Genomic DNA, 18,692 nt, shown 5'->3' on the forward strand with positions numbered 1-18,692 from the left:
TCGGCGCATGACGACGCAGGAGCCGGACCTCATGTGCGACAGCAGCGCCGACCTGCTCGGCCGCGTCGGAACCCAGCTGGGCGCCCGGCTCCGCCGGGTCCGCCCGGTGGGGCCGGGCGCCGCGCCGACGCTGATAGCCGTCGGTCACGGCAGCCGCGACCCGCGCGCCGCCGCCACCCTCCGGCTGCTCCTCGACCGCGTGCGGGACCTGCGCCCCGGACTCGACGTGCGGCTCGCCCACATCGAGCTCGACGCGCCCCTGCTCGGCGACACCCTCGCGGGCCTGGCCGAACTCGCCGGTCCCGCCGAGACGTTCGGCCCGGCCGGCGACGCGCCCGGCGCCGTTCTCGTCCCCCTCCTCTTCGCCCGCGGCTACCACGTCAAGCACGACCTGCCCGCGGCCGTCGCCGCCGCCCCCTCCCTGCGGGCCCGGATCGCCGAGCCGCTCGGCCCGCACCCCCTCCTCGTCGAGGCCCTCGCCGACCGGCTCGCCGAAGCCGGCTGGACCCCCGAGGACGGCCGCTCGGCCGCCACCGGCGTGGTCCTCGCCACCGCCGGCTCCCGCGACCCCGAGTCCGCCGCCGCCGTCCGCCGGATCGCCGGCCGGCTCGGCGAACGCCTCGGCGGAGTGCCCGTCGTCCCCGCCTACGCCTCCGCCGCCGCGCCCACCGTCCCCGAGGCCGTCCGCGCCCTCGCGGCCCGCGGCCGCCACCGCATCGCCGTCGCCTCCTGCTTCACCGCCCCCGGCCTCTTCGCCGCCCGCGCCGCCGCCCACGCCCCGTGGCTGGCCGCCGACCCGCTCGGCGCCCACCCCGCCCTCGCCCGGCTGGTCCTGCACCGCTACGACGAGGCCCTGCGGCCCGCCGTGTCCGCCGCACGGCGAGAACTCGCCGCCATCTGACCCGTTCCGTCCGTCCCTCCCGTTACCTTCGGGACTATGGAAGGCATCGCAGACCCCGACAGCACCGGCACCGACACCCCCGGCTACGACGAGACCGCCACCGAACGCTGGGCCGCAGAGCCCGACAAACGCCCCGGACGCACCGCCTTCCAGCGCGACCGGGCCCGCGTCCTGCACTCCGCCGCACTGCGCAGACTCGCCGGCAAGACCCAGGTCGTCACCCCCGGCACCCTCCCCCTGGCCTTCGGCTCCGCCCAGGCGGGGGAGACCCCCTCCCACGCCTGGGACGCCAGTCCCCGCACCCGGCTCACCCACTCCCTCGAATGCGCCCAGGTCGGCCGGGAGCTCGGCGCCGCCCTCGGCTGCGACCCCGACCTCGTCGAAGCCGCCTGCCTCGCCCACGACATGGGACACCCGCCCTTCGGGCACAACGGGGAGCAGGCCCTCAACGACGTCGCCAAGGACTGCGGCGGCTTCGAGGGCAACGCCCAGTCGCTGCGCCTGCTCACCCGGATCGAGCCCAAGCGCTTCACCGCCGACCCTGTCACCGGCGAACCGGTCAGCGTCGGCCTCAACCTCACCCGCGCCGCCCTCGACGCCGCCACCAAGTACCCCTGGCCCCGCGGCGGCCACCCCACCGACCCCGGCTCGCCCAAGTTCGGCGTCTACGAGGACGACCTGCCCGTCTTCGCGTGGATCCGGGCCGGCGCCCCCGCCCACCGCAAGTGCTTCGAGGCCCAGGTCATGGACTGGTCCGACGACGTGGCCTACTCCGTGCACGACTTCGAGGACGGCCTGCACGCCGGACACATCGACCCCGGCATGCTCCTCGCCGCACCTGAGCGCGCCGACATCTGGGCCGTCGCCCTCGGCCGCTACGTACCGGAGGACACCGACCCGCAGGAGCTCGCCGACGCCCTCGACCGGCTCGTCGACCAGGAGTGGTGGCCGCACGGCTACGACGGCTCCGCCGCCGCCCAGGCCCGGCTCAAGGACGCCACCAGCCAGCTCATCGGACGCTTCTGCCTCGCCGCCGAGGGCGCCACCCGCCAGGCCTACGGCTCCGGCCGGCTCACCCGCTACGACGCCGAGCTCGTCGTCCCCCGCGAGACCCGCAACGAGTGCGCCGTCCTCAAGGCCGTCGCCGACCGGTACGTGATGCAGCGCGCCGAGCAGGAGGCGCTCCGCGCCGACCAGCGCATCGTCGTCGCCGAGCTCGCCGAGGCGCTGGCCGCCCGCGCCCCCGAAGGGCTCGAACCCCAGTTCCGCGCCCTGTTCGTCAGCGCGCCGGACGACCGTTCCCGCAAGCGGGTGATCGTCGACCAGATCGCCTCCCTCACCGACGCCTCCGCCCGCACCCTGCACGCCCGGCTGCGCACCCCGCGCGGTTAGGGCGTGTCCCGGGCGTGTCCCGGGTGTCCCTCCCGGATCAGGCCGGGCCGTTCGCCCTCTTTCGCCGGCCCGGCCGGTGCGGGACCCTCGCATGCACGGCCCGAGGCGGTACGGCCCGGGCCGCACCCGGGGGCGTAGCGTAGGGAACCGGTCGCAACGAGGAGGAATCAACGTGGTCGACGCAGATCAGACCTTTGTCATCGTCGGCGGGGGCCTGGCCGGCGCCAAGGCGGCGGAGACGCTCCGCTCCGAGGGGTTCAACGGGCGGGTGATCCTCATCTGCGACGAACGCGAGCACCCCTACGAGCGGCCCCCGCTGTCGAAGGGCTACCTCCTCGGCAAGCAGGAGCGGGACTCCGCCTTCGTCCACGAGGCCTCCTGGTACGCGCAGAACGACGTCGAACTGCACCTCGGCCAGCCCGTCACCGCCATCGACCGCGAGGCCCGCACCGTCCGCCTCGGCGACGGCACCGTCATCCGCTACGACAAGCTGCTGCTGGCCACCGGCGCCGAGCCGCGCCGCCTCGACATCCCCGGCACCGACCTCGCGGGCGTGCACCACCTGCGCCGGCTCGCCCACTCCGAGCGGCTCCGTGACGAGCTCAGGAACCTCGGCCGCGACAACGGGCACCTGGTGATCGCCGGCGCCGGCTGGATCGGCCTGGAGGTCGCCGCCGCGGCCCGTTCGTACGGCGCCGAGGTCACCGTCGTCGAGGCCGACCCCACCCCGCTGTACCGGGTCCTCGGCCCCGAGCTCGGCCAGCTCTTCACCGACCTGCACACCGAGCACGGCGTCCGCTTCCGCTTCGGCGCCCGGCTCGCCGAGATCGTCGGCCAGGACGGCATGGTCCTCGCCGCCCGCACCCACGACGGCGAGGAGCACCCCGCGCACGCCGTCCTCGTCGCCATCGGCGCCGCCCCCCGCACCGCGCTCGCCGAGAACTCCGGCCTCGCCCTCGTCGACCGCGCCGACGGCGGCGGCATCGCCGTCGACGAGTCGCTGCGCACCTCCGACCCCGACGTCTTCGCCGCGGGCGACGTCGCCGCCGCCCACCACCCGTCCCTGCACCGGCGCATCCGCGTCGAGCACTGGGCCAACGCCCTCAACGGCGGCCCGGCCGCCGCCCGCGCCATGCTCGGCCGGCACGTCTCCTACGACCGCGTCCCGTACTTCTTCTCCGACCAGTACGACCTCGGCATGGAGTACTCGGGCTGGGCGCCGGCCGGCTCGTACGACCAGGTCGTCTGCCGCGGGGACGTCGGCAAGCGCGAGTTCATCGCCTTCTGGCTGAACGAGGGCCGGGTCGTCGCCGGCATGAACGTGAATGTGTGGGACGTCACAGAGCCGATCCAGAAGCTGATCCGGTCCCGCGCCCAGGTGGACCCGGAGCGGCTGGCGGACCCCTCGGTGCCCCTGGAGGACCTGGCTTCCTGAGCCCGGCCGCACCGGCCACCCCCGTATCATTCATGCGTGGCCGGCAGGATCAACGACGATGACGTGAAGGCGGTACGGGACGCGGTCCCGATCGACGCCGTCGTGTCCGAGTACCTCCAGCTCCGCAACGCGGGCGGCGGCAACCTCAAGGGCCTCTGCCCCTTCCACGACGAGAAGTCGCCCTCCTTCCAGGTCAGCCCCAGCAAGGGACTCTTCCACTGCTTCGGCTGCCAGGAGGGCGGCGACACCATCGCCTTCGTGATGAAGATCGACCACCTCTCCTTCTCGGAGACGGTCGAGCGCCTCGCCGCCAAGGCGGGCATCACCCTGCGCTACGAGGAAGGCGGCTACAACCCCGGCCACCAGCGCGGCGAACGCACCCGCCTGGTCGAGGCACACCAGATCGCCGCCCGGTTCTACGCCGACCAACTCGGCTCCGCCGAGGCCGAGATCGGCCGCCGGTTCCTCGCCGAGCGCGGCTTCGACCAGGCCGCCGCCGAGCACTTCGGCGTCGGCTACTCCCCGGTCGGCTGGGACCATCTCACCCGCTTCCTGCGCGGCAAGGGCTTCACCGACCGCGAACTGATCCTCTCCGGCCTCTCCCAGGACGGCCGCCGCGGCCCCATCGACCGCTTCCGCGGCCGGCTCATGTGGCCGATCAAGGACGTCGGCGGCGACGTCGTCGGCTTCGGCGCCCGCAAGCTGCGCGAGGACGACAACGGGCCCAAGTACCTCAACACCCCCGAGACGCCGATCTACAAGAAGTCCCAGGTGCTCTACGGCATCGACCTGGCCAAGAAGGACATCGCCAAGGTCAGCCGCGCCGTCGTCGTCGAGGGCTACACCGACGTCATGGCCTGCCACCTGGCCGGCGTCACCACCGCCATCGCCACCTGCGGCACCGCCTTCGGCGGCGACCACATCAAGATCCTGCGCCGCCTCCTCATGGACAACGGCTCGGCCCGGGTGATCTTCACCTTCGACGGCGACGCCGCCGGCCAGAAGGCCGCCCTGCGCGCCTTCGAGGACGACCAGAAGTTCGCCGCCGAGACCTACATCGCCATCGCCCCCGACGGCATGGACCCCTGCGAGCTGCGCCTCGCGAAGGGCGACGAGGCCGTGGCCGACCTGGTCGAGCCGCGCACCCCGCTCTTCGAGTTCGCGCTGCGCCAGATCGTCGGCCGCTACGACCTGGAGACCCCGGCCGGCCGCGCCGCCGCCCTCGACGAGGCCGCCCCGGTCGTCGCGAAGATCAAGAACCTGGCCTCCCAGCACGAGGTCGCCGTCCAGCTCGCCGGCATGGTCGGCATCCTCGACGAGCGCTTCGTCGTCCAGCGCGTCGCCCAGATCGCCCGCTGGCAGCGTGACCGCGGCGGCCGCGGCCCCGGCCCCGCGGGACCCGAGCGGCGCCGCCACGACGTCGGACAGATCCAGGCGCCCACCGCGCCCGCCGGGCCCGCGCTCAACCTGCGCAGCCCCGCCCACCGCACCGAGCGCGAACTCCTCAAGCTCGCCCTCCAGCGCCCCGAACTGGTCTCCCCGGCCTTCGACGCCTACGGGATCGACGAGTTCACCGCCCCGCCCTACGCGGCCGTCCGCCAGTGCATCCAGGACGCCGGCGGCACCACCGGCGCCCCCGCCGACTACCTCGACGCGGTCCGCGAGGCCGCGCCCGACGACACCGTCCGCGCCCTCGTCACCGAACTCGCCGTCGAGGCGATCTTCGCCAAGAACGTCGACGAGGCCTACGCCGGCGACCAGCTCGTCACCGTCCGCCTCCGCGCCGTCGACCGCCGCATCCGCGACGTCCAGGGCACCCTGGCCCGCCTCGGCGCCCACGGCGACCCGGCCCAGCTCTCGGCCGTGCAGAACGAGCTGTGGGTGCTCACCCAGTACGGCCAGTCGCTGCGCAACCACGGGGCCGCGGCCCTCTGACGTCGGTCCGGCCTACGTTCGGTCACGCGACGAACTCAAAAAGTCACCGCACGCCCCTCGTGGCGGTGATGTGTCGTACCCCACACTGGGTCACGGTGCCGTCCCGCTGCCCCGTACGCCCCCGAACCGGCAGCGATCACCCACCCCCCTGGAGGTCGCCCCCCGTGCAGACCCAGACCCAGACCCTCGCCCTGTCCGAGCCCGCGCCGGTGGAGCTGGTGGCCGTGGAGGAACAACCGGAGCCGGAGTCCGATCCGGAGACCGAGGTCCAGGAGGTCCCCGAACGGCGGCGCCGCGTCGCCGACCTCGGCGGCAACGGGCCCTCGTCCGACCTCTTCCGCCAGTACCTGCGCGAGATAGGCCGGGTCCCGCTGCTCACCGCGGAGGAGGAGGTCGAGCTCGCCCGGCGCGTCGAGGCCGGTCTCTTCGCCGAGGAGAAGCTCGCCAACACCCCCGACCTGGACACCCGGTTGGCGCTCGACCTGGACCGGCTCGTGGTCCTCGGCCGGATCGCCAAGCGCAAGCTCATCGAGGCGAACCTGCGGCTCGTCGTCTCCGTCGCCAAACGCTACGTGGGCCGCGGCCTCACCATGCTCGACCTGGTCCAGGAGGGCAACCTCGGCCTCATCAGGGCCGTGGAGAAGTTCGACTACGCGCGCGGCTACAAGTTCTCCACCTACGCGACCTGGTGGATCCGCCAGGCCATGTCCCGGGCCCTCGCCGACCAGGCCCGGACCATCCGCGTCCCCGTGCACGTCGTCGAACTCATCAACCGGGTCGTCCGCGTCCAGCGCCGGATGCTCCAGGAGCGCGGCTACGAACCCACCGCCGAAGAGGTCGCCGCCCAGCTCGACCTGGCCCCCGAGCGGGTCGGCGAGGTCCTCCGCCTCGCCCAGGAACCCGTCTCCCTGCACGCCCCCGTCGGCGAGGAGGAGGACGTCGCCCTCGGCGACCTCATCGAGGACGGCGACGCCGCCTCCCCCGTCGAGTCCGCCGCCTTCCTGCTGCTCCGCGAACACCTGGAGGCCGTGCTCTCCACCCTCGGCGAACGCGAACGCAAGGTGGTCCAGCTGCGCTACGGCCTCGACGACGGCCGGCCCCGCACCCTGGAGGAGATCGGACAGCTCTTCGGCGTGACCCGCGAACGCATCCGCCAGATCGAGTCCAAGACCCTCAACAAACTGCGGGACCACGCCTACGCGGACCAGCTGCGCGGTTATCTCGACTAGCCGGCCTCCCCGGCGGCGCGAGTGACCCGTCCCGCACGTCACGCGGCACGGGTCACGGCACGTCGATCACACGAGGCCGGTCCGCCGGTCAGTCGACCTCGACGACCGCCTGCGCGAACTGCGCCGCGTACAGCCGGGCATAGGCGCCGCCCGCCGCCAACAGCTCCTCGTGCGTGCCCTGTTCGACGATCGAGCCGTTCTCCATCACCAGGATCACGTCCGCGTCCCGGATGGTGGAGAGGCGGTGCGCGATCACGAACGACGTGCGCCCGTGGGCCAGTCGGGCCATCGCCTTCTGGATCAGGACCTCGGTGCGGGTGTCGACCGAGCTGGTCGCCTCGTCGAGGACCAGGATCACCGGGTCGGACAGGAACGCCCGCGCGATGGTGATCAGCTGCTTCTCGCCGGCGCTGACGCCCGCGCCCTCGTCGTCGATGACCGTGTCGTAGCCGTCCGGCAGGGTGCGGATGAAGCGGTCCGCGTGCGCGGCCCGCGCCGCCTCCTCGATCTCCGCCCGGCTCACCTCGCGCGTCGCGCCGTAGGCGATGTTGTCGGCGATGGTGCCGCCGAACAGCCAGGTGTCCTGGAGGACCATGCCGATGCCGGAGCGCAGGTCCTCGCGGGACATCTTCGCGATGTCGACCCCGTCGAGGGTGATGCGCCCGCCCGTCACCTCGTAGAACCGCATGAGGAGGTTCACCAGGGTGGTCTTGCCCGCGCCGGTCGGGCCCACGATCGCGACCGTGTGCCCCGGCTCCACCTTGAGGGTCAGGTCCTCGATCAGCGGCTTGTCCTTTTCGTAACGGAAGGCCACGTTCTCCAGCGCGACCCGGCCCTTGAGCTCGCTCGGCCGCTCGCTCACCGGCGCGTCCGGCTCCTGCTCCGCCGCGTCGAGCAGCTCGAAGATCCGCTCGGCGGAGGCGACACCGGACTGCACCAGGTTCGCCATCGAGGCGACCTGCGTCAGCGGCATCGAGAACTGCCGGGAGTACTGGATGAAGGCCTGCACGTCACCGATGGACAGACTGCCGGTCGCCACCCGCAGACCGCCGACCACGGCCACCAGGACGTAGTTCAGGTTCGAGACGAAGAACATTACCGGCTGCATGACACCGCTGTTGAACTGCGCCTTGAACCCGGCCTCGTACAGCGCCTCGTTCTGCTCGTGGAAGTCCTTCGCGGACTCCTCCTGCCGGCCGAAGACCTTCACCAGCGTGTGGCCGGTGTACATCTCCTCGACGTGCGCGTTGAGCCGGCCCGTGGACTTCCACTGCTGCACGAAGTGCGGCTGCGAACGCTTGCCGATCCTCGTCGCCACGACCACCGACAGCGGCACCGTGACCAGCGCCACCAGGGCGAGCAGCGGCGAGATCCAGAACATCATCGCCAGCACGCCGACGATCGTGAGCAGCGAGTTGATCAGCTGGCCCATCGACTGCTGGAGGGTCTGCGAGATGTTGTCGATGTCGTTGGTCGCCCGGGACAGCACCTCGCCGCGCTTGGCCTTGTCGAAGTACGACAGGGGCAGCCGGGCCAGCTTCGCCTGGACGTCCTCGCGCATCCGGTAGACCGTCCGGTTGATCACCTTGATCGACATGCGCGTCGAGACCAGCATCAGCAGGCCCGCGAGCACGTACACGGCCAGCGCCAGACCCAGGACCTCGCCGACCGCCGAGAAGTCGATGCCCTGGCCCGGGGTGAAGTCCACCCCGGCGAGCATGTCCGCCATCCCGCCGTCGCCCTTGGCGCGCAGCGCGTCCAGGGCCTGCTGCTTCGTGGCGCCCTCGGGCATCTGCCGCCCGACCACCCCCGCGAAGACCAGGTCGGTCGCCCGGCCGAGGATCTTCGGCCCGACCACCGAGGCCGCCACCGACAGCACACCGGCGAGCAGCATCACCCACAGCGAGCCCCGCTCCGGCGCCAGCTGCTTCAGCAGCCGCTTGCCGGAGCCCTTGAAGTCCATCGACTTCGAGTCCGGGCCGCCCCCGGCCATCGGCATACGTGGACCGGCCATCAGGCTGCCTCCGCCTCGGTCAGCTGGGAGAGCACGATCTCCCGGTACGTCTCGTTCTCCGCCATCAGCTCGTGGTGCCGCCCGGTGCCGACGACCCGGCCCTCGTCGAGGACCACGATCCGGTCGGCGTCCCGGATGGTCGACACCCGCTGGGCGACGATCACCACCGTCGAGTCGGCCGTCTCCTCGGCGAGCGCGGCCCGCAGCAGCGCGTCCGTCTCGTAGTCGAGCGCGGAGAAGGAGTCGTCGAAGAGATAGATCTCCGGCTTCTGCACCAGCGTGCGGGCGATCGCGAGCCGCTGCCGCTGACCGCCGGACACGTTCGTGCCGCCCTGGGCGATGGGGGCGTTGAGCCCGCCCTCCAGCTTCGAGACGAAGTCCTTGGCCTGGGCCACCTCCAGGGCGTGCCACAGGTCCTCGTCGGTCGCGTCCGGGTTCCCGTACCGCAGGTTGGTCGCGACGGTCCCGGAGAACAGGTACGGCTTCTGCGGCACGAGTCCGACCGTCCGCGCCATCAGCGCGGGTTCCAGCTTCCGTACGTCCACGCCGTCGACCAGCACCTCGCCGTCGGTCACGTCGAACAGCCGCGGCACCAGCCCGAGCAGCGTCGACTTGCCGCTGCCGGTCGAGCCGATGATCGCGGTGGTCTCGCCCGGCCGGGCGACCAGCTCGACGTCCCGCAGGACCGACTCCTCGGCGCCCGGGTACCTAAAGTCCGCGCCCCGCAGCTCCAGGTGCCCGCGCCGGGCGAGGGTGCCGACCGGCTCGGCCGGCGGAACGACGCTGGACTCGGTGGCGAGCACCTCCTCGATGCGCTCGGCGCACACCTCGGCCCGCGGCACCATCATGAACATGAAGGTGGCCATCATCACGGCCATCACGATCTGCATCAGATACGCGAGGAAGGCGGTCAGCGCGCCGATCTCCATGTCCCCGCTGTCGATGCGGTGCGCGCCGAACCAGACGACGGCGATCGACGACACGTTCACGACCGTCATCACGGTCGGGAACATCAGCGCCATCAGGCGCCCGGTGGCCATCGACACCTCGGTCAGCTCGGCGTTGGACCCCTCGAACCGCTCACGCTCGTAGGCGTCCTTCACGAAGGCGCGGATGACCCGGTTGCCGGTGATCTGCTCGCGCAGCACCCGGTTCACCGTGTCCAGCCGCGTCTGCATGGTCCGGAACAGCGGCCGCATCCTCCGCACGATCAGCGAGACCGCGATGCCCAGCACCGGCACCACCGCGATCAGCACGGCCGACAGCGGCACGTCCAGGCTGAGCGCCATCACGATGCCGCCGACGCACATGATCGGCGCGGAGACCATCAGGGTGAACGCCATCAGGACCAGCATCTGGACCTGCTGCACGTCGTTGGTCGTGCGGGTGATCAGCGACGGCGCGCCGAAGTTTCCGACCTCCCGGGCCGAGAAGGACTGCACCCGCTCGAAGACCGCGGCACGGACGTCCCGCCCGAGCGCGGAGGCGGTCCGCGCCCCGAAGTACACGGCCCCGATGTTGCAGACGACCTGCACGACGGACACGCCGATCATCAGCGCGCCGAACCGCAGGATGTAACCGGTGTCCCCGTTCACGACACCGTTGTCGATGATGTCCGCGTTCAGGGTCGGCAGATAGAGGGTGGCGCTGGTCTGCAGCAACTGCAGCAGCACCAGCAGTCCGATGGGTTTCCTGTAAGGCCTGAGGTGGGTTCGGAGAAGTCTTATGAGCACGGGTTCTACTATCGCCCGCGCTCCCGAGACGTTACGACTCGTTTTGCGGGCGCGCGAGGTGGCCTGAAGAAGTCTTTACGAACCCGGGGACGACGGCCTGGGCGGGCGCGACGAGGGCCCTGCCGGCGCGAGGCGCGAGCCCAACTGGCGGCGTCCGGGGCGGGGCGGCGCGAACTTTCGGCGGGGGTCCCGGGCGGACGCCACGAGCGCCCCGCCCCGCGTGCGCGGCGAGCCCGCCTGTTGGTCGTCCGGGGCGGGGCGGCGCGAACCTTGGGTCGGTGTCCCGGGCGGGCGCCGCGAGCCTGCGGCCGGAGTCCCCGGCGCGGGCCGGGGCTCCCCCTGCCGCCGGGCGCCGCGACCCCCCAGCCGCCGTGCGTGGCGATCCGCCTGCCGAGGGTCAGGAGGCGAACGCCCCGGGGTGGATCTGCTCCCGGGTGGCGGTGTACTGCTGGCGCACGGCCTGGCCGACGGCGAGCTCCTCGCCCGGCTCGAAGACCTGGGCGGCGGCGCCCTGCCAGGCCGGCGGAACGGCAGGGGAGAGCGTGCCCTGGGAGACCCCGAGCGCCCAGGCGGCCTGGCGGGCGGCGCCGAGCGCCGCGTACTCGGCCGGCTGCGGGACGACGACCTGGGCGCCGAAGACGGTGGGGGCGATGACCTGGACGGCGGGCAGCCCGGCGGCGGCGCCGAGCAGGAAGACCCGCCGTACGGCGACGCCCCGCCCGCGCAGCACGTCCATGGCGTCGGCGAGCGAGCAGAGCATCCCCTCGAAGGAGGCCCGGGCGAGGTGCTCGGGCTTCATCGACTCGCGGCGGAGCCCGGAGAGGGTGCCGGCGGTGTGCGGCAGGCGCGGGGTCCGCTCGCCTTCGAGGTAGGGCAGCAGGACGAGCCCGGAGGAGCCGGGGGTCGACTTGAGGGCGAGCGCGGAGAGTTCCTCCAGGGACTCCACGCCGAGCATCTCGGCGGTCCCGCGCAGGGCCCGTACGGCGTTGGAGGTGTGGACGACCGGCAGGTGCGTGCCGGCGGCGTCGGCGAAGGAGGTGATCATGCCGTCCGGGTCGGCGAGCGCCTCGTGGTGGACGGCCATGACGGAGCCGGAGGCGCCCAGGGAGACCACGGCGTCCCCGATGCCGAGCCCGAGGCCGAGGGCGGCGGCCATGGTCTCTCCGGTCCCGGCGGAGATCAGCAGCCCCTCGGGCGTGGTGCCGGCGGCGTCGGCGGGCCCGAGCACCTCGGGCAGCGCGGCCTGATGCCCGAGCGCCAGCTCGACGAGATCGGGCCGGTACACCCCGGTCCGTGCCGACCAGTACCCGGTCCCGGAGGCGGCACCGCGGTCGGTGGTGCGGCGCGCGGGCCGGCCGAGCAGCTGCCAGACCAGCCAGTCGTGCGGCTGGAGGACCGTCGCGACGCGCTGGGCGTGCTCGGGCTCGGTGCGGGCGAGCCAGCGGAGCTTCGCGACGGGCAGCCCGGCGGTCGGCACGGTCCCGACCGCCTCGGTCCACGCCTGACGCCCGCCGAGTGCCTCGACGAGGTCGGCCGCGGCGACCTGGGCGCGCTTGTCGTTGCCGACGAGGGCGGGCCGTACGAGGCCGCCCTGGGCGTCGAGCGGCACGAGCCCGTGGCCCTGCGCGGACACGCCGATGGCCTGCACGCCCTCGAGCAGCCCGCCGGTCGCGGCCTCCCCGAGGGAGAGCAGCCAGGCCTGTGGGTCGACGTCGGTGGACTTGGGCTCGACGGGATGCGCGGCATGACCCTGCCGCAGCACGGCACCCGTGTCGGCATCACAGACGACGATGCGAGTGGAGTCCGAAGAGCTGTCCAGACCGGCGACTATCCCCATGGCACATGATTCTGCCGTACTTCGGGCGTCGGCGGGTCAGGTGTTGCTGGTGCCCCACTCCTCCTCGTACTGCCCGCCGGTCCCGTACTGCCCGTTGTGATCACGCCGGGCGCGGATCTTGTGTGCCTGGTCCCCGACGGCGTGCATCGCCTTCCCGGCCGCCTGCCGTCCCGACTGGGCTGCGGCCTCGGCCGCGTTCCGCACGGCGGGGTTCTCGGCGACCCGCTGGGCCCCCTTCCTCATCCGCTCGTACCACTCTCGTCCGGCCCGCGTCCCGATGACGAAACCGAGGGCAAGGCCGCCGATGAAGATCAGCTTGCGCACGCTGCGATCCTTCCGTGGAGCGCCCTGGGGATACCGATTGGCGGAGCACCCCCCTGCTTGCGCTAATCTATGTCTCGCAGCGAACGCCCGCCCCTCGGCAAGGCCGGAGGTGGGACCGTTCGTCGCAACGCAGCAATCCCCTGTAGCTCAATTGGCAGAGCAGCCGGCTGTTAACCGGCAGGTTACTGGTTCGAGTCCAGTCGGGGGAGCGCGATCCCCTGTAGCTCAATTGGCAGAGCATTCGGCTGTTAACCGGAGGGTTGCTGGTTCGAGTCCAGCCGGGGGAGCCACACGGAAGAGGACCCTTCGGGGTCCTTTTTCGTTTCCGGTGGAACCGTCCACCCGCTCCCGGAGTCTTCTTGATCGAGCATGGCCGACCATCCGGAGCAGGAGATCGTATGAGCGGCTATGCTGCGGCAGACGGCGCGCACACTTGTACGCGCCGTGGTGTTCGGGGCGGTAGCTCAGCCGGTTAGAGCAGCGGACTCATAATCCGTCGGCCGTGGGTTCGAGTCCCACCCGCCCCACCACGAAAAAACGTTCTGATCAGCCAGCTCGGCGGCAGAACGCGAGCGCGAAGGGTCCTGGCGGCTCGTCCTGAGCAGGAAAGCACACCGGTTTGGGCAACGCGGGGACGCGGGGCACGCGGCGCGCTCGAACCCCCCGTTCGGCGCATCCATGACCGTGTCCCGCGTCACCTTCGGAGCTTCGGCAGCGCTCCCGTCTTTCTGCGCCGGCGTCTGGTCGACCTCCCGCCGCATGGCCGGCAGGCGCCCGCGGCGCGCGTGCGTCTCCACCAACCGGCGTATCCACTGCACATCGCTCGGTGCGCACACCGGCTTCTCCACCCCCACGTCAGCGTGCGGGTCCAGGGCGCATAGGGCCGCCAGCACCTCGGCGTGTGCCGACGGGGGCAGTGGTCGCTCCCGCACACCTTCCGTCGGCCCTGACTTCGGCCGATGGCGATCCGCGATCCGTCCGCACCTGAGGCGTGGCGTGGACCGGAGTGTGACCCGTGATGCTCAGATCGACGTTCCGGCGATCCGGCCGAGGCCCCGTGTCACCCGCTTGTGGAGCTGTCGGGGCCGGAGATCTTTCTCCACTCGCAGTAGGTACGCCGTCGGCGTGGTGCGCAACTGGGCGTCTCGGGCCCGGGCGGTGCTGTGCCGAAGGGCGGCCAGGCCGAGGACCGCACCGCTCGCCATGACCAGCGGCTGACCGGCCGGGATGCCGCCGAGGAGGAGCGCGGTGGCGGTGCCCAGTTCGAACTTCGAGTTCATGGCGCCGAACGTGGTGGTGATCCCCAGGAAGTTCATGGATTTCCGCAGGTCCGCCAGCGGGGTCTCGAAGGACTGGGCGATGGCGAGTTCGAGGTACTGCCGAAGGGCGTCCGGGTCGTCGATCGACCCGAGGGACTCGCGGAGGTTCTTCGTCACGGTGCTCACCGCGTTGGTGAACGCGTCGAACTCCGCACGGTGCCGCGTGCGTAGTCGGACGATCTTCTCCACGGGTACGGCGTCGAGGTTCTCGGGGACGACGAGGCGCAGCGACAGCAGACCGACGGCTTGTTCCAGGCTCTCGGCCGGGCTGGGAGGGGTGTGGTCGCCGAGGTCCAGCAGCGCCCGCGCGACGAGTCCGGCGTCCCATCCGTGGACGGCGTGGGAGACCGACTGATCGGTCAGGGGGGCGAAGCGTGTGCGCCGGGCCAGCTCGTCGGTGAGCACGCACTTGTAGAGCCAGGCCAGCCGGGGGCTCATGGCGAGCCAGGGAATGCCGTACCGATACGGCGGATGAGTGCGTGCCGTTGCGAAAGCCAGCCGATGTTCGAGCAGTGCGTTTCGCAGCGCCGGGGCCACCTCGTCCTCATGGAGCGCGGCGAGACCGAGCCGCCGCTGGGCGACGCGAGTGCGCATCCCGACCGCCGGTGCGCTCGCCTCGGCCATGACGCGGTAGCCGTGCGCCCTCTGCGTCTCGCTGATGCCGTGGATGGCGCGGAGCGCCACGCCGTGTTCCCGTAACAGCTCGAGGAAGAGCGGTGCGACCGCCTCCGCGGCGGCGCCCGGGGACGTGGGCTGAAGGAAGCCGCCGAGCCCGTCGTCCAGGGCGGCGACGGTGTCCGAGTCGGCGACCGGGTATCCGTCCGGGACGACCCGCGCGAGCTTCGGCCAGTACAGGGCCGTCAGCTTGAGCCAGCGTTCGTCGCGACAGTGGATGTACGGGTAGTACAGGCCGATTCGTTGCATGACCGCTCCCCCCAGGGCGAAGGCTCCTCGGAACCACCGTCCGGTCCCCGGCTCCGGCGGTGGCGACGGGTTCACCGTACAAGCACGTTCACCGCTCCAGAAGCTCGTCCCGGGCGGTGCTCAGGTCCTCCGCGCCGGTGAAGTGGAGTGCGGTGATCCCCACGGCCCGGGCGCCCGCGATGTTGTTGGGTTTGTCGTCGATGAAGACGGCCTCGCCGGGGGAGCAGTCCACCAGCTCCAGGGCTCGAGTGGAGGCGGCGGAGGCGGGCTTGGTGGCCATGAGGCGGCCGGAGAACAGCAGGACGTCGAAGCGGGAGGCGACCTCGGGGAGCACCTCCGGGAGCGCCTCCATGAACCAGCAGGTCGTTGTTGGTGAGCAGGGCGGTGCGGTGCGGCGGTCGAAGCCCGTCCACCAAGGCCAGCATCCGAGGGTCGGGCTCGAAGCGTGTGCTCCACCTCGGTCGTGCTCCTCCCGCACGTCTCGCTCAGAAGGGCGAGCCGCCGTTCGGGGTGGAAGCGGCAGACCACGTCCCCAGGTCGAAGAAGATCACCTCTGGTCGCATGCGCCGACCCTAGCCGGGGTGGTCCACGACCGTGAGGTGGTACGTCGTGTCCACCCAGAAGCCCTCGGTCGTGGCGGCCTTGATCTCCAGGACGTACTGGCCGGGGAGCAGCGGAGCGAGGGCCGCCCAGATGCCCCAGGCGAGGTGCATCTGGAGGCCCAGGCGGAAGGGGCGGGTGACGAACTCGCGGAGCGGGAGCGGGGCGCCGTTGAGGTAGGCCTTCGCGGAGGAGACGTCCAGGGCCTGCGGCGTGCGGGAGAGCAGCTTGGGGTGGTGGACGTTGAGGACCGGGAAGAAGACCGGGCGGTCGGCGGGGATCTCGCAGCGGCGGACCACCCGTCCGCCGTAGGTGCCGGCGAGGAACCACACGTCGTCGGGCTGCCGCCAGGCCGCGTGCTCGCCGGTCGTGTCGGCGACCGGGCTCATCCGGTCCGGGGCCGAACGGGCCCACTGCCACCAGCGGGCGGCCAGCGTGCCGCCCTCGTCCTCGGATATCCGCCATTCGCTCACGGCGCCCCACCCTACGCCGTCACGGCGTCTGCAGAAGCCCTGCGAAGAGCATCGCCGTCACCACGACCGTCAGCGGCGCGGCGAGGGCGAAGCCGATGCGGCGGGGGACGTTCCGGGCGTTGCGGGGTAGGGCCCAGCTGGTGATCAGCAGGACCAGGGAGACGAGCAGGCCCACCATGGCGGTGGGAAAGGCCACGGCGAAGCTCGCGTCGAAGCGGTCGGCGTCCGCGCCGTCGCAGGAGTCGCAGGCCATCGGGGAGAGCATCGTGTACGCGAGGGTCAGGAAGCCCAGGGGGAGCGTGATCACCGTCGAGACGAGCGGGGCCACCCAGCCCCCGGACACCGGTGCGTCGAGATCGTTCATCGCCATGACCCCAGCCAAGTCCGTTGTCGGCGGTCCCGCATGAGTGTGCGTACTCAACCGGGGTGGGGGGCCTGGGGGAGTGGGGTGTGGCGGGTCGCCGGGGCGGGCGAGGTGGTGTGGCCGTCCGCCCCGGCTGCGTGCCCGGCAGGGCTCAGTACGTCAGGATGCCCGGGTCCGTCACGCCCGCCGCGCCCGTTTCCACGTGGCCCGCCAGTCGGCGGAGGTAGTCCGTCGAGGAGGCGGCCGTGACGGTCACGTCGTACCAGCGGGAGGAGGAGGTGAGGGGCACGGTGTGGGTGACCGTCGCGCCCTTCGGGACCGAGACGGTGGTCGGCGTGCCTCCGTAGGCGTTGGTGACCGTCACCGTGGTGGACGTGCCCGCGTTGGTGAACGTCAGGTCCAGTGCCCCCGTCGTCGCGTTGTGGCGGGCCTGGACCTCCGGGACGGCCGTCTTGCCGGGGGAGCGGAAGCGGCGCAGGAAGCCGTTGGGGCCGTGGACCGTGAGGTCGGTGAGGCCCTTGGAGTACTTGGTGTTCCAGGTGTCCGAGATCGACTTGCCGGCCTCGGTCGTGTACGTCCACGGGGCGTCGGTGCGGTTCGCCGAGGTGATGTAGAACTGGGCGCCCGCCGACGGGCCGCCGCTGAAGGTGAGGCGGTAGGTGCCGGCCGTCACGTCGGCGCTGCCGTCGACGTACGGGGCGTACTTCAGCGGCCGGGTGGGCTTCGCGCCCGGCTCCTGGCGGGGCATCGTGCCCACCGCCGGGGCGGTCGCCAGGAAGTCGGGGTGGCGGTTCCTGTCCGGCGGGTAGTAGCCGTCGGTGGCGGGGAGGGCGGCCGGCTGGGTCTGCGTGCGGGAGAAGTCGAAGGCTGAGGTCAGGTCGCCGCAGATGGCCCGGCGCCAGGGGGAGATCTGGGGCTCGCGGACCCCGAAGCGGGTCTCCATGAAGCGGATGATCGACGTGTGGTCGAAGGTCTCCGAGCAGGTGTAGCCGCCCGTCGACCACGGGGAAACGACGAGCATCGGGACGCGGGGGCCGAGGCCGTACGGGCCCGCCACGTAGCCGGTCTTGCCCGGGAAGTAGTCCAGGGTCGTGGAGACGGTGGACAGGCCCTGGGAGGCCGAGGCGGGGACGTACGGCGGGACCACGTGGTCGAAGAAGCCGTCGTTCTCGTCGTACGTGATGAACAGGGCCGTACGCGCCCACACGTCCGGGTTCGAGGTCAGCGCGTCCAGCACCTGCGCGATGTACCAGGCACCGTAGTTCGAGGGCCAGTTGGCGTGCTCGGAGAAGGCCTCGGGGGCGGCGATCCAGGAGACCTGCGGCAGCCGGCCCGCCTGCACGTCGGCGCGCAGGATGTCGAAGTAGCCCTGGCCCGCCTTGGCGTCGGTGCCCGTACGGGCCTTGTCGTAGAGCGGGTTGCCGGGCTGGGCGTTGCGGTAGCTGTTGAAGTAGAGCAGGGAGTTGTCGCCGTAGTTGCCGCGGAAGGCGTCGTTGATCCAGCCCCACGATCCGGCGGCGTTCAGGCCGTCGCCGATGTCCTGGTAGATCTTCCAGGAGACGCCCGCGGCCTGCAGGCGCTCGGGGTAGGTCGTCCAGCCGTAGCCCGCCTCGGCGTTGTTGAGGACCGGGCCGCCGCCGGTGCCGTCGTTGCCGGTGTGGCCGGTCCACATGTAGTAGCGGTTCGGGTCGGTCGAGCCGATGAACGAGCAGTGGTACGCGTCGCAGATGGTGAACGCGTCGGCGAGCGCGTAGTGGAACGGGATGTCCTCGCGGGTGAGGTGCGCCATCGTGGCCTTGGTCTTGGCCGGCACCCAGTTGTCGTACTTGCCCTTGTTGAAGGCGCTCTGGCCGCCCGCCCAGTCGTGGTTGAGGCCCTGGAGGTACTCCATGCCGAGCTTGTCGCTCGTCGGGCGGAAGGGCAGGGTCTCCGTCTTGCCGTCCGACTGGTTCCAGACGGGCTTGCCGCTGGGGAGCGTCACCGGGCGCGGGTCGCCGAAACCGCGTACGCCCTTCAGCGCACCGAAATAGTGGTCGAAGGAACGATTCTCCTGCATGAGCACCACGATGTGCTCGATGTCCTGGATCGTGCCGGTGGCGCCCTGGGCGGGTATGGAGGCGGCGCGGGCGATGCTGTCGGAGAGCATCGTGAAGGCGGCGGTTCCGCCCGCCAGTTGCAGGAACCGGCGGCGATTGAGGTCGGCCATGGGGGA

Annotated in this window: 14 protein-coding genes and 3 tRNA genes; 8 read left to right on the forward strand and 9 right to left on the reverse strand. The window is 71.9% G+C overall.

Translation table 11 applies throughout. The features are described 5' to 3' along the window. Positions 1-7 precede the first annotated feature (7 nt). The 5 genes from ACIGXE_RS02380 (at position 8) to ACIGXE_RS02400 (ending at position 6,892) form a co-directional block, all read left to right on the forward strand. The gene (locus tag ACIGXE_RS02380) at positions 8-901 is read left to right on the forward strand and encodes a sirohydrochlorin chelatase (RefSeq protein ID WP_399741771.1); all 894 of its coding nucleotides are present in this window, start codon (positions 8-10) and stop codon (positions 899-901) included. Positions 902-937: 36 nt separating this feature from the next. Next, positions 938-2,293 carry a deoxyguanosinetriphosphate triphosphohydrolase gene (locus ACIGXE_RS02385; RefSeq protein WP_399741774.1) on the forward strand — a complete coding sequence of 452 codons (1,356 nt, stop codon included), beginning with the start codon at positions 938-940 and terminating at the stop codon, positions 2,291-2,293. 172 nt (positions 2,294-2,465) lie between these two features. Next, positions 2,466-3,728 (forward strand): NAD(P)/FAD-dependent oxidoreductase, encoded by a 1,263-nt coding sequence (locus ACIGXE_RS02390; RefSeq protein WP_399741777.1) that lies wholly within the window; start codon positions 2,466-2,468, stop codon positions 3,726-3,728. A gap of 36 nt (positions 3,729-3,764) precedes the next feature. Further along, complete coding sequence (gene dnaG / locus ACIGXE_RS02395) at positions 3,765-5,663, forward strand: DNA primase (RefSeq protein ID WP_399741780.1); 1,899 nt, start codon at positions 3,765-3,767, stop codon at positions 5,661-5,663. 164 nt (positions 5,664-5,827) lie between these two features. After that, positions 5,828-6,892: an RNA polymerase sigma factor gene (locus tag ACIGXE_RS02400; RefSeq protein WP_399741783.1), complete on the forward strand. Its 1,065-nt coding sequence runs from the start codon at positions 5,828-5,830 to the stop codon at positions 6,890-6,892. 88 nt (positions 6,893-6,980) lie between these two features. Here the strand turns inward: ACIGXE_RS02400 and ACIGXE_RS02405 are convergent, their stop codons facing one another. The 4 genes from ACIGXE_RS02405 to ACIGXE_RS02420 form a co-directional block, all read right to left on the reverse strand. Continuing rightward, complete coding sequence (locus tag ACIGXE_RS02405; RefSeq protein WP_399741786.1) at positions 6,981-8,906, reverse strand: ABC transporter ATP-binding protein; 1,926 nt, start codon at positions 8,904-8,906, stop codon at positions 6,981-6,983. Next, positions 8,906-10,639 carry an ABC transporter ATP-binding protein gene (locus ACIGXE_RS02410; protein ID WP_399741789.1) on the reverse strand — a complete coding sequence of 578 codons (1,734 nt, stop codon included), beginning with the start codon at positions 10,637-10,639 and terminating at the stop codon, positions 8,906-8,908. The genes ACIGXE_RS02405 and ACIGXE_RS02410 overlap by 1 nt, the downstream gene beginning before the upstream one ends. A 397-nt stretch (positions 10,640-11,036) precedes the next feature. Next, the gene (locus ACIGXE_RS02415) at positions 11,037-12,476 is read right to left on the reverse strand and encodes an FGGY family carbohydrate kinase (RefSeq protein WP_399741792.1); all 1,440 of its coding nucleotides are present in this window, start codon (positions 12,474-12,476) and stop codon (positions 11,037-11,039) included. 36 nt (positions 12,477-12,512) lie between these two features. Next, positions 12,513-12,800: a YtxH domain-containing protein gene (locus ACIGXE_RS02420; protein ID WP_399741795.1), complete on the reverse strand. Its 288-nt coding sequence runs from the start codon at positions 12,798-12,800 to the stop codon at positions 12,513-12,515. A gap of 136 nt (positions 12,801-12,936) precedes the next feature. On the opposite strand from ACIGXE_RS02420, the gene ACIGXE_RS02425 reads away from it, so the two are divergent. The 3 genes from ACIGXE_RS02425 to ACIGXE_RS02435 all read left to right on the forward strand — a co-directional run bounded on the left by ACIGXE_RS02425 (position 12,937) and on the right by ACIGXE_RS02435 (position 13,330). After that, positions 12,937-13,009: transfer RNA gene (locus tag ACIGXE_RS02425), tRNA-Asn, on the forward strand. 5 nt (positions 13,010-13,014) lie between these two features. Beyond that, positions 13,015-13,090, forward strand: a tRNA-Asn gene (locus tag ACIGXE_RS02430). 163 nt (positions 13,091-13,253) lie between these two features. Beyond that, a tRNA-Ile gene (locus ACIGXE_RS02435) sits at positions 13,254-13,330 on the forward strand. Between the two features lie 492 nt (positions 13,331-13,822). Here the strand turns inward: ACIGXE_RS02435 and ACIGXE_RS02440 are convergent. The 5 genes from ACIGXE_RS02440 to ACIGXE_RS02460 form a co-directional block, all read right to left on the reverse strand. Continuing rightward, positions 13,823-15,043, reverse strand: a complete 1,221-nt coding sequence (locus tag ACIGXE_RS02440; protein ID WP_399741797.1) for a DUF6236 family protein — start codon at positions 15,041-15,043, stop codon at positions 13,823-13,825. 88 nt (positions 15,044-15,131) lie between these two features. Next, on the reverse strand, positions 15,132-15,395 hold the full coding sequence (locus ACIGXE_RS02445) for an HAD-IA family hydrolase (protein ID WP_399741799.1): 264 nt from the start codon (positions 15,393-15,395) through the stop codon (positions 15,132-15,134). Between the two features lie 220 nt (positions 15,396-15,615). After that, positions 15,616-16,116: a hypothetical protein gene (locus tag ACIGXE_RS02450; RefSeq protein WP_399741802.1), complete on the reverse strand. Its 501-nt coding sequence runs from the start codon at positions 16,114-16,116 to the stop codon at positions 15,616-15,618. 19 nt (positions 16,117-16,135) lie between these two features. Continuing rightward, positions 16,136-16,486 carry a hypothetical protein gene (locus ACIGXE_RS02455; RefSeq protein ID WP_399741805.1) on the reverse strand — a complete coding sequence of 117 codons (351 nt, stop codon included), beginning with the start codon at positions 16,484-16,486 and terminating at the stop codon, positions 16,136-16,138. Between the two features lie 145 nt (positions 16,487-16,631). Next, positions 16,632-18,686, reverse strand: coding sequence for a phosphocholine-specific phospholipase C (locus ACIGXE_RS02460; RefSeq protein WP_399741808.1), 2,055 nt, complete (start codon positions 18,684-18,686; stop codon positions 16,632-16,634). Positions 18,687-18,692 lie beyond the last annotated feature (6 nt).

Source organism: Streptomyces sp. NPDC053431 (assembly GCF_044544925.1).
Lineage (GTDB): Bacteria > Actinomycetota > Actinomycetes > Streptomycetales > Streptomycetaceae > Streptomyces.

Bases quoted from the DNA above. Each gene is read 5' to 3' on its own strand.
- ACIGXE_RS02380 (WP_399741771.1), top strand. From the start codon at position 8: ATGACGACGCAGGAGCCGGACCTCATGTGCGACAGCAGCGCCGACCTG.
- ACIGXE_RS02385 (WP_399741774.1), top strand. From the start codon at position 938: ATGGAAGGCATCGCAGACCCCGACAGCACCGGCACCGACACCCCCGGC.
- ACIGXE_RS02405 (WP_399741786.1), bottom strand. From the start codon at position 8,906: ATGGCCGGTCCACGTATGCCGATGGCCGGGGGCGGCCCGGACTCGAAG.
- ACIGXE_RS02415 (WP_399741792.1), bottom strand. From the start codon at position 12,476: ATGGGGATAGTCGCCGGTCTGGACAGCTCTTCGGACTCCACTCGCATC.
- ACIGXE_RS02440 (WP_399741797.1), bottom strand. From the start codon at position 15,043: ATGCAACGAATCGGCCTGTACTACCCGTACATCCACTGTCGCGACGAA.
- ACIGXE_RS02445 (WP_399741799.1), bottom strand. From the start codon at position 15,395: ATGGAGGCGCTCCCGGAGGTGCTCCCCGAGGTCGCCTCCCGCTTCGAC.
- ACIGXE_RS02455 (WP_399741805.1), bottom strand. From the start codon at position 16,486: ATGGCGATGAACGATCTCGACGCACCGGTGTCCGGGGGCTGGGTGGCC.
- ACIGXE_RS02460 (WP_399741808.1), bottom strand. From the start codon at position 18,686: ATGGCCGACCTCAATCGCCGCCGGTTCCTGCAACTGGCGGGCGGAACC.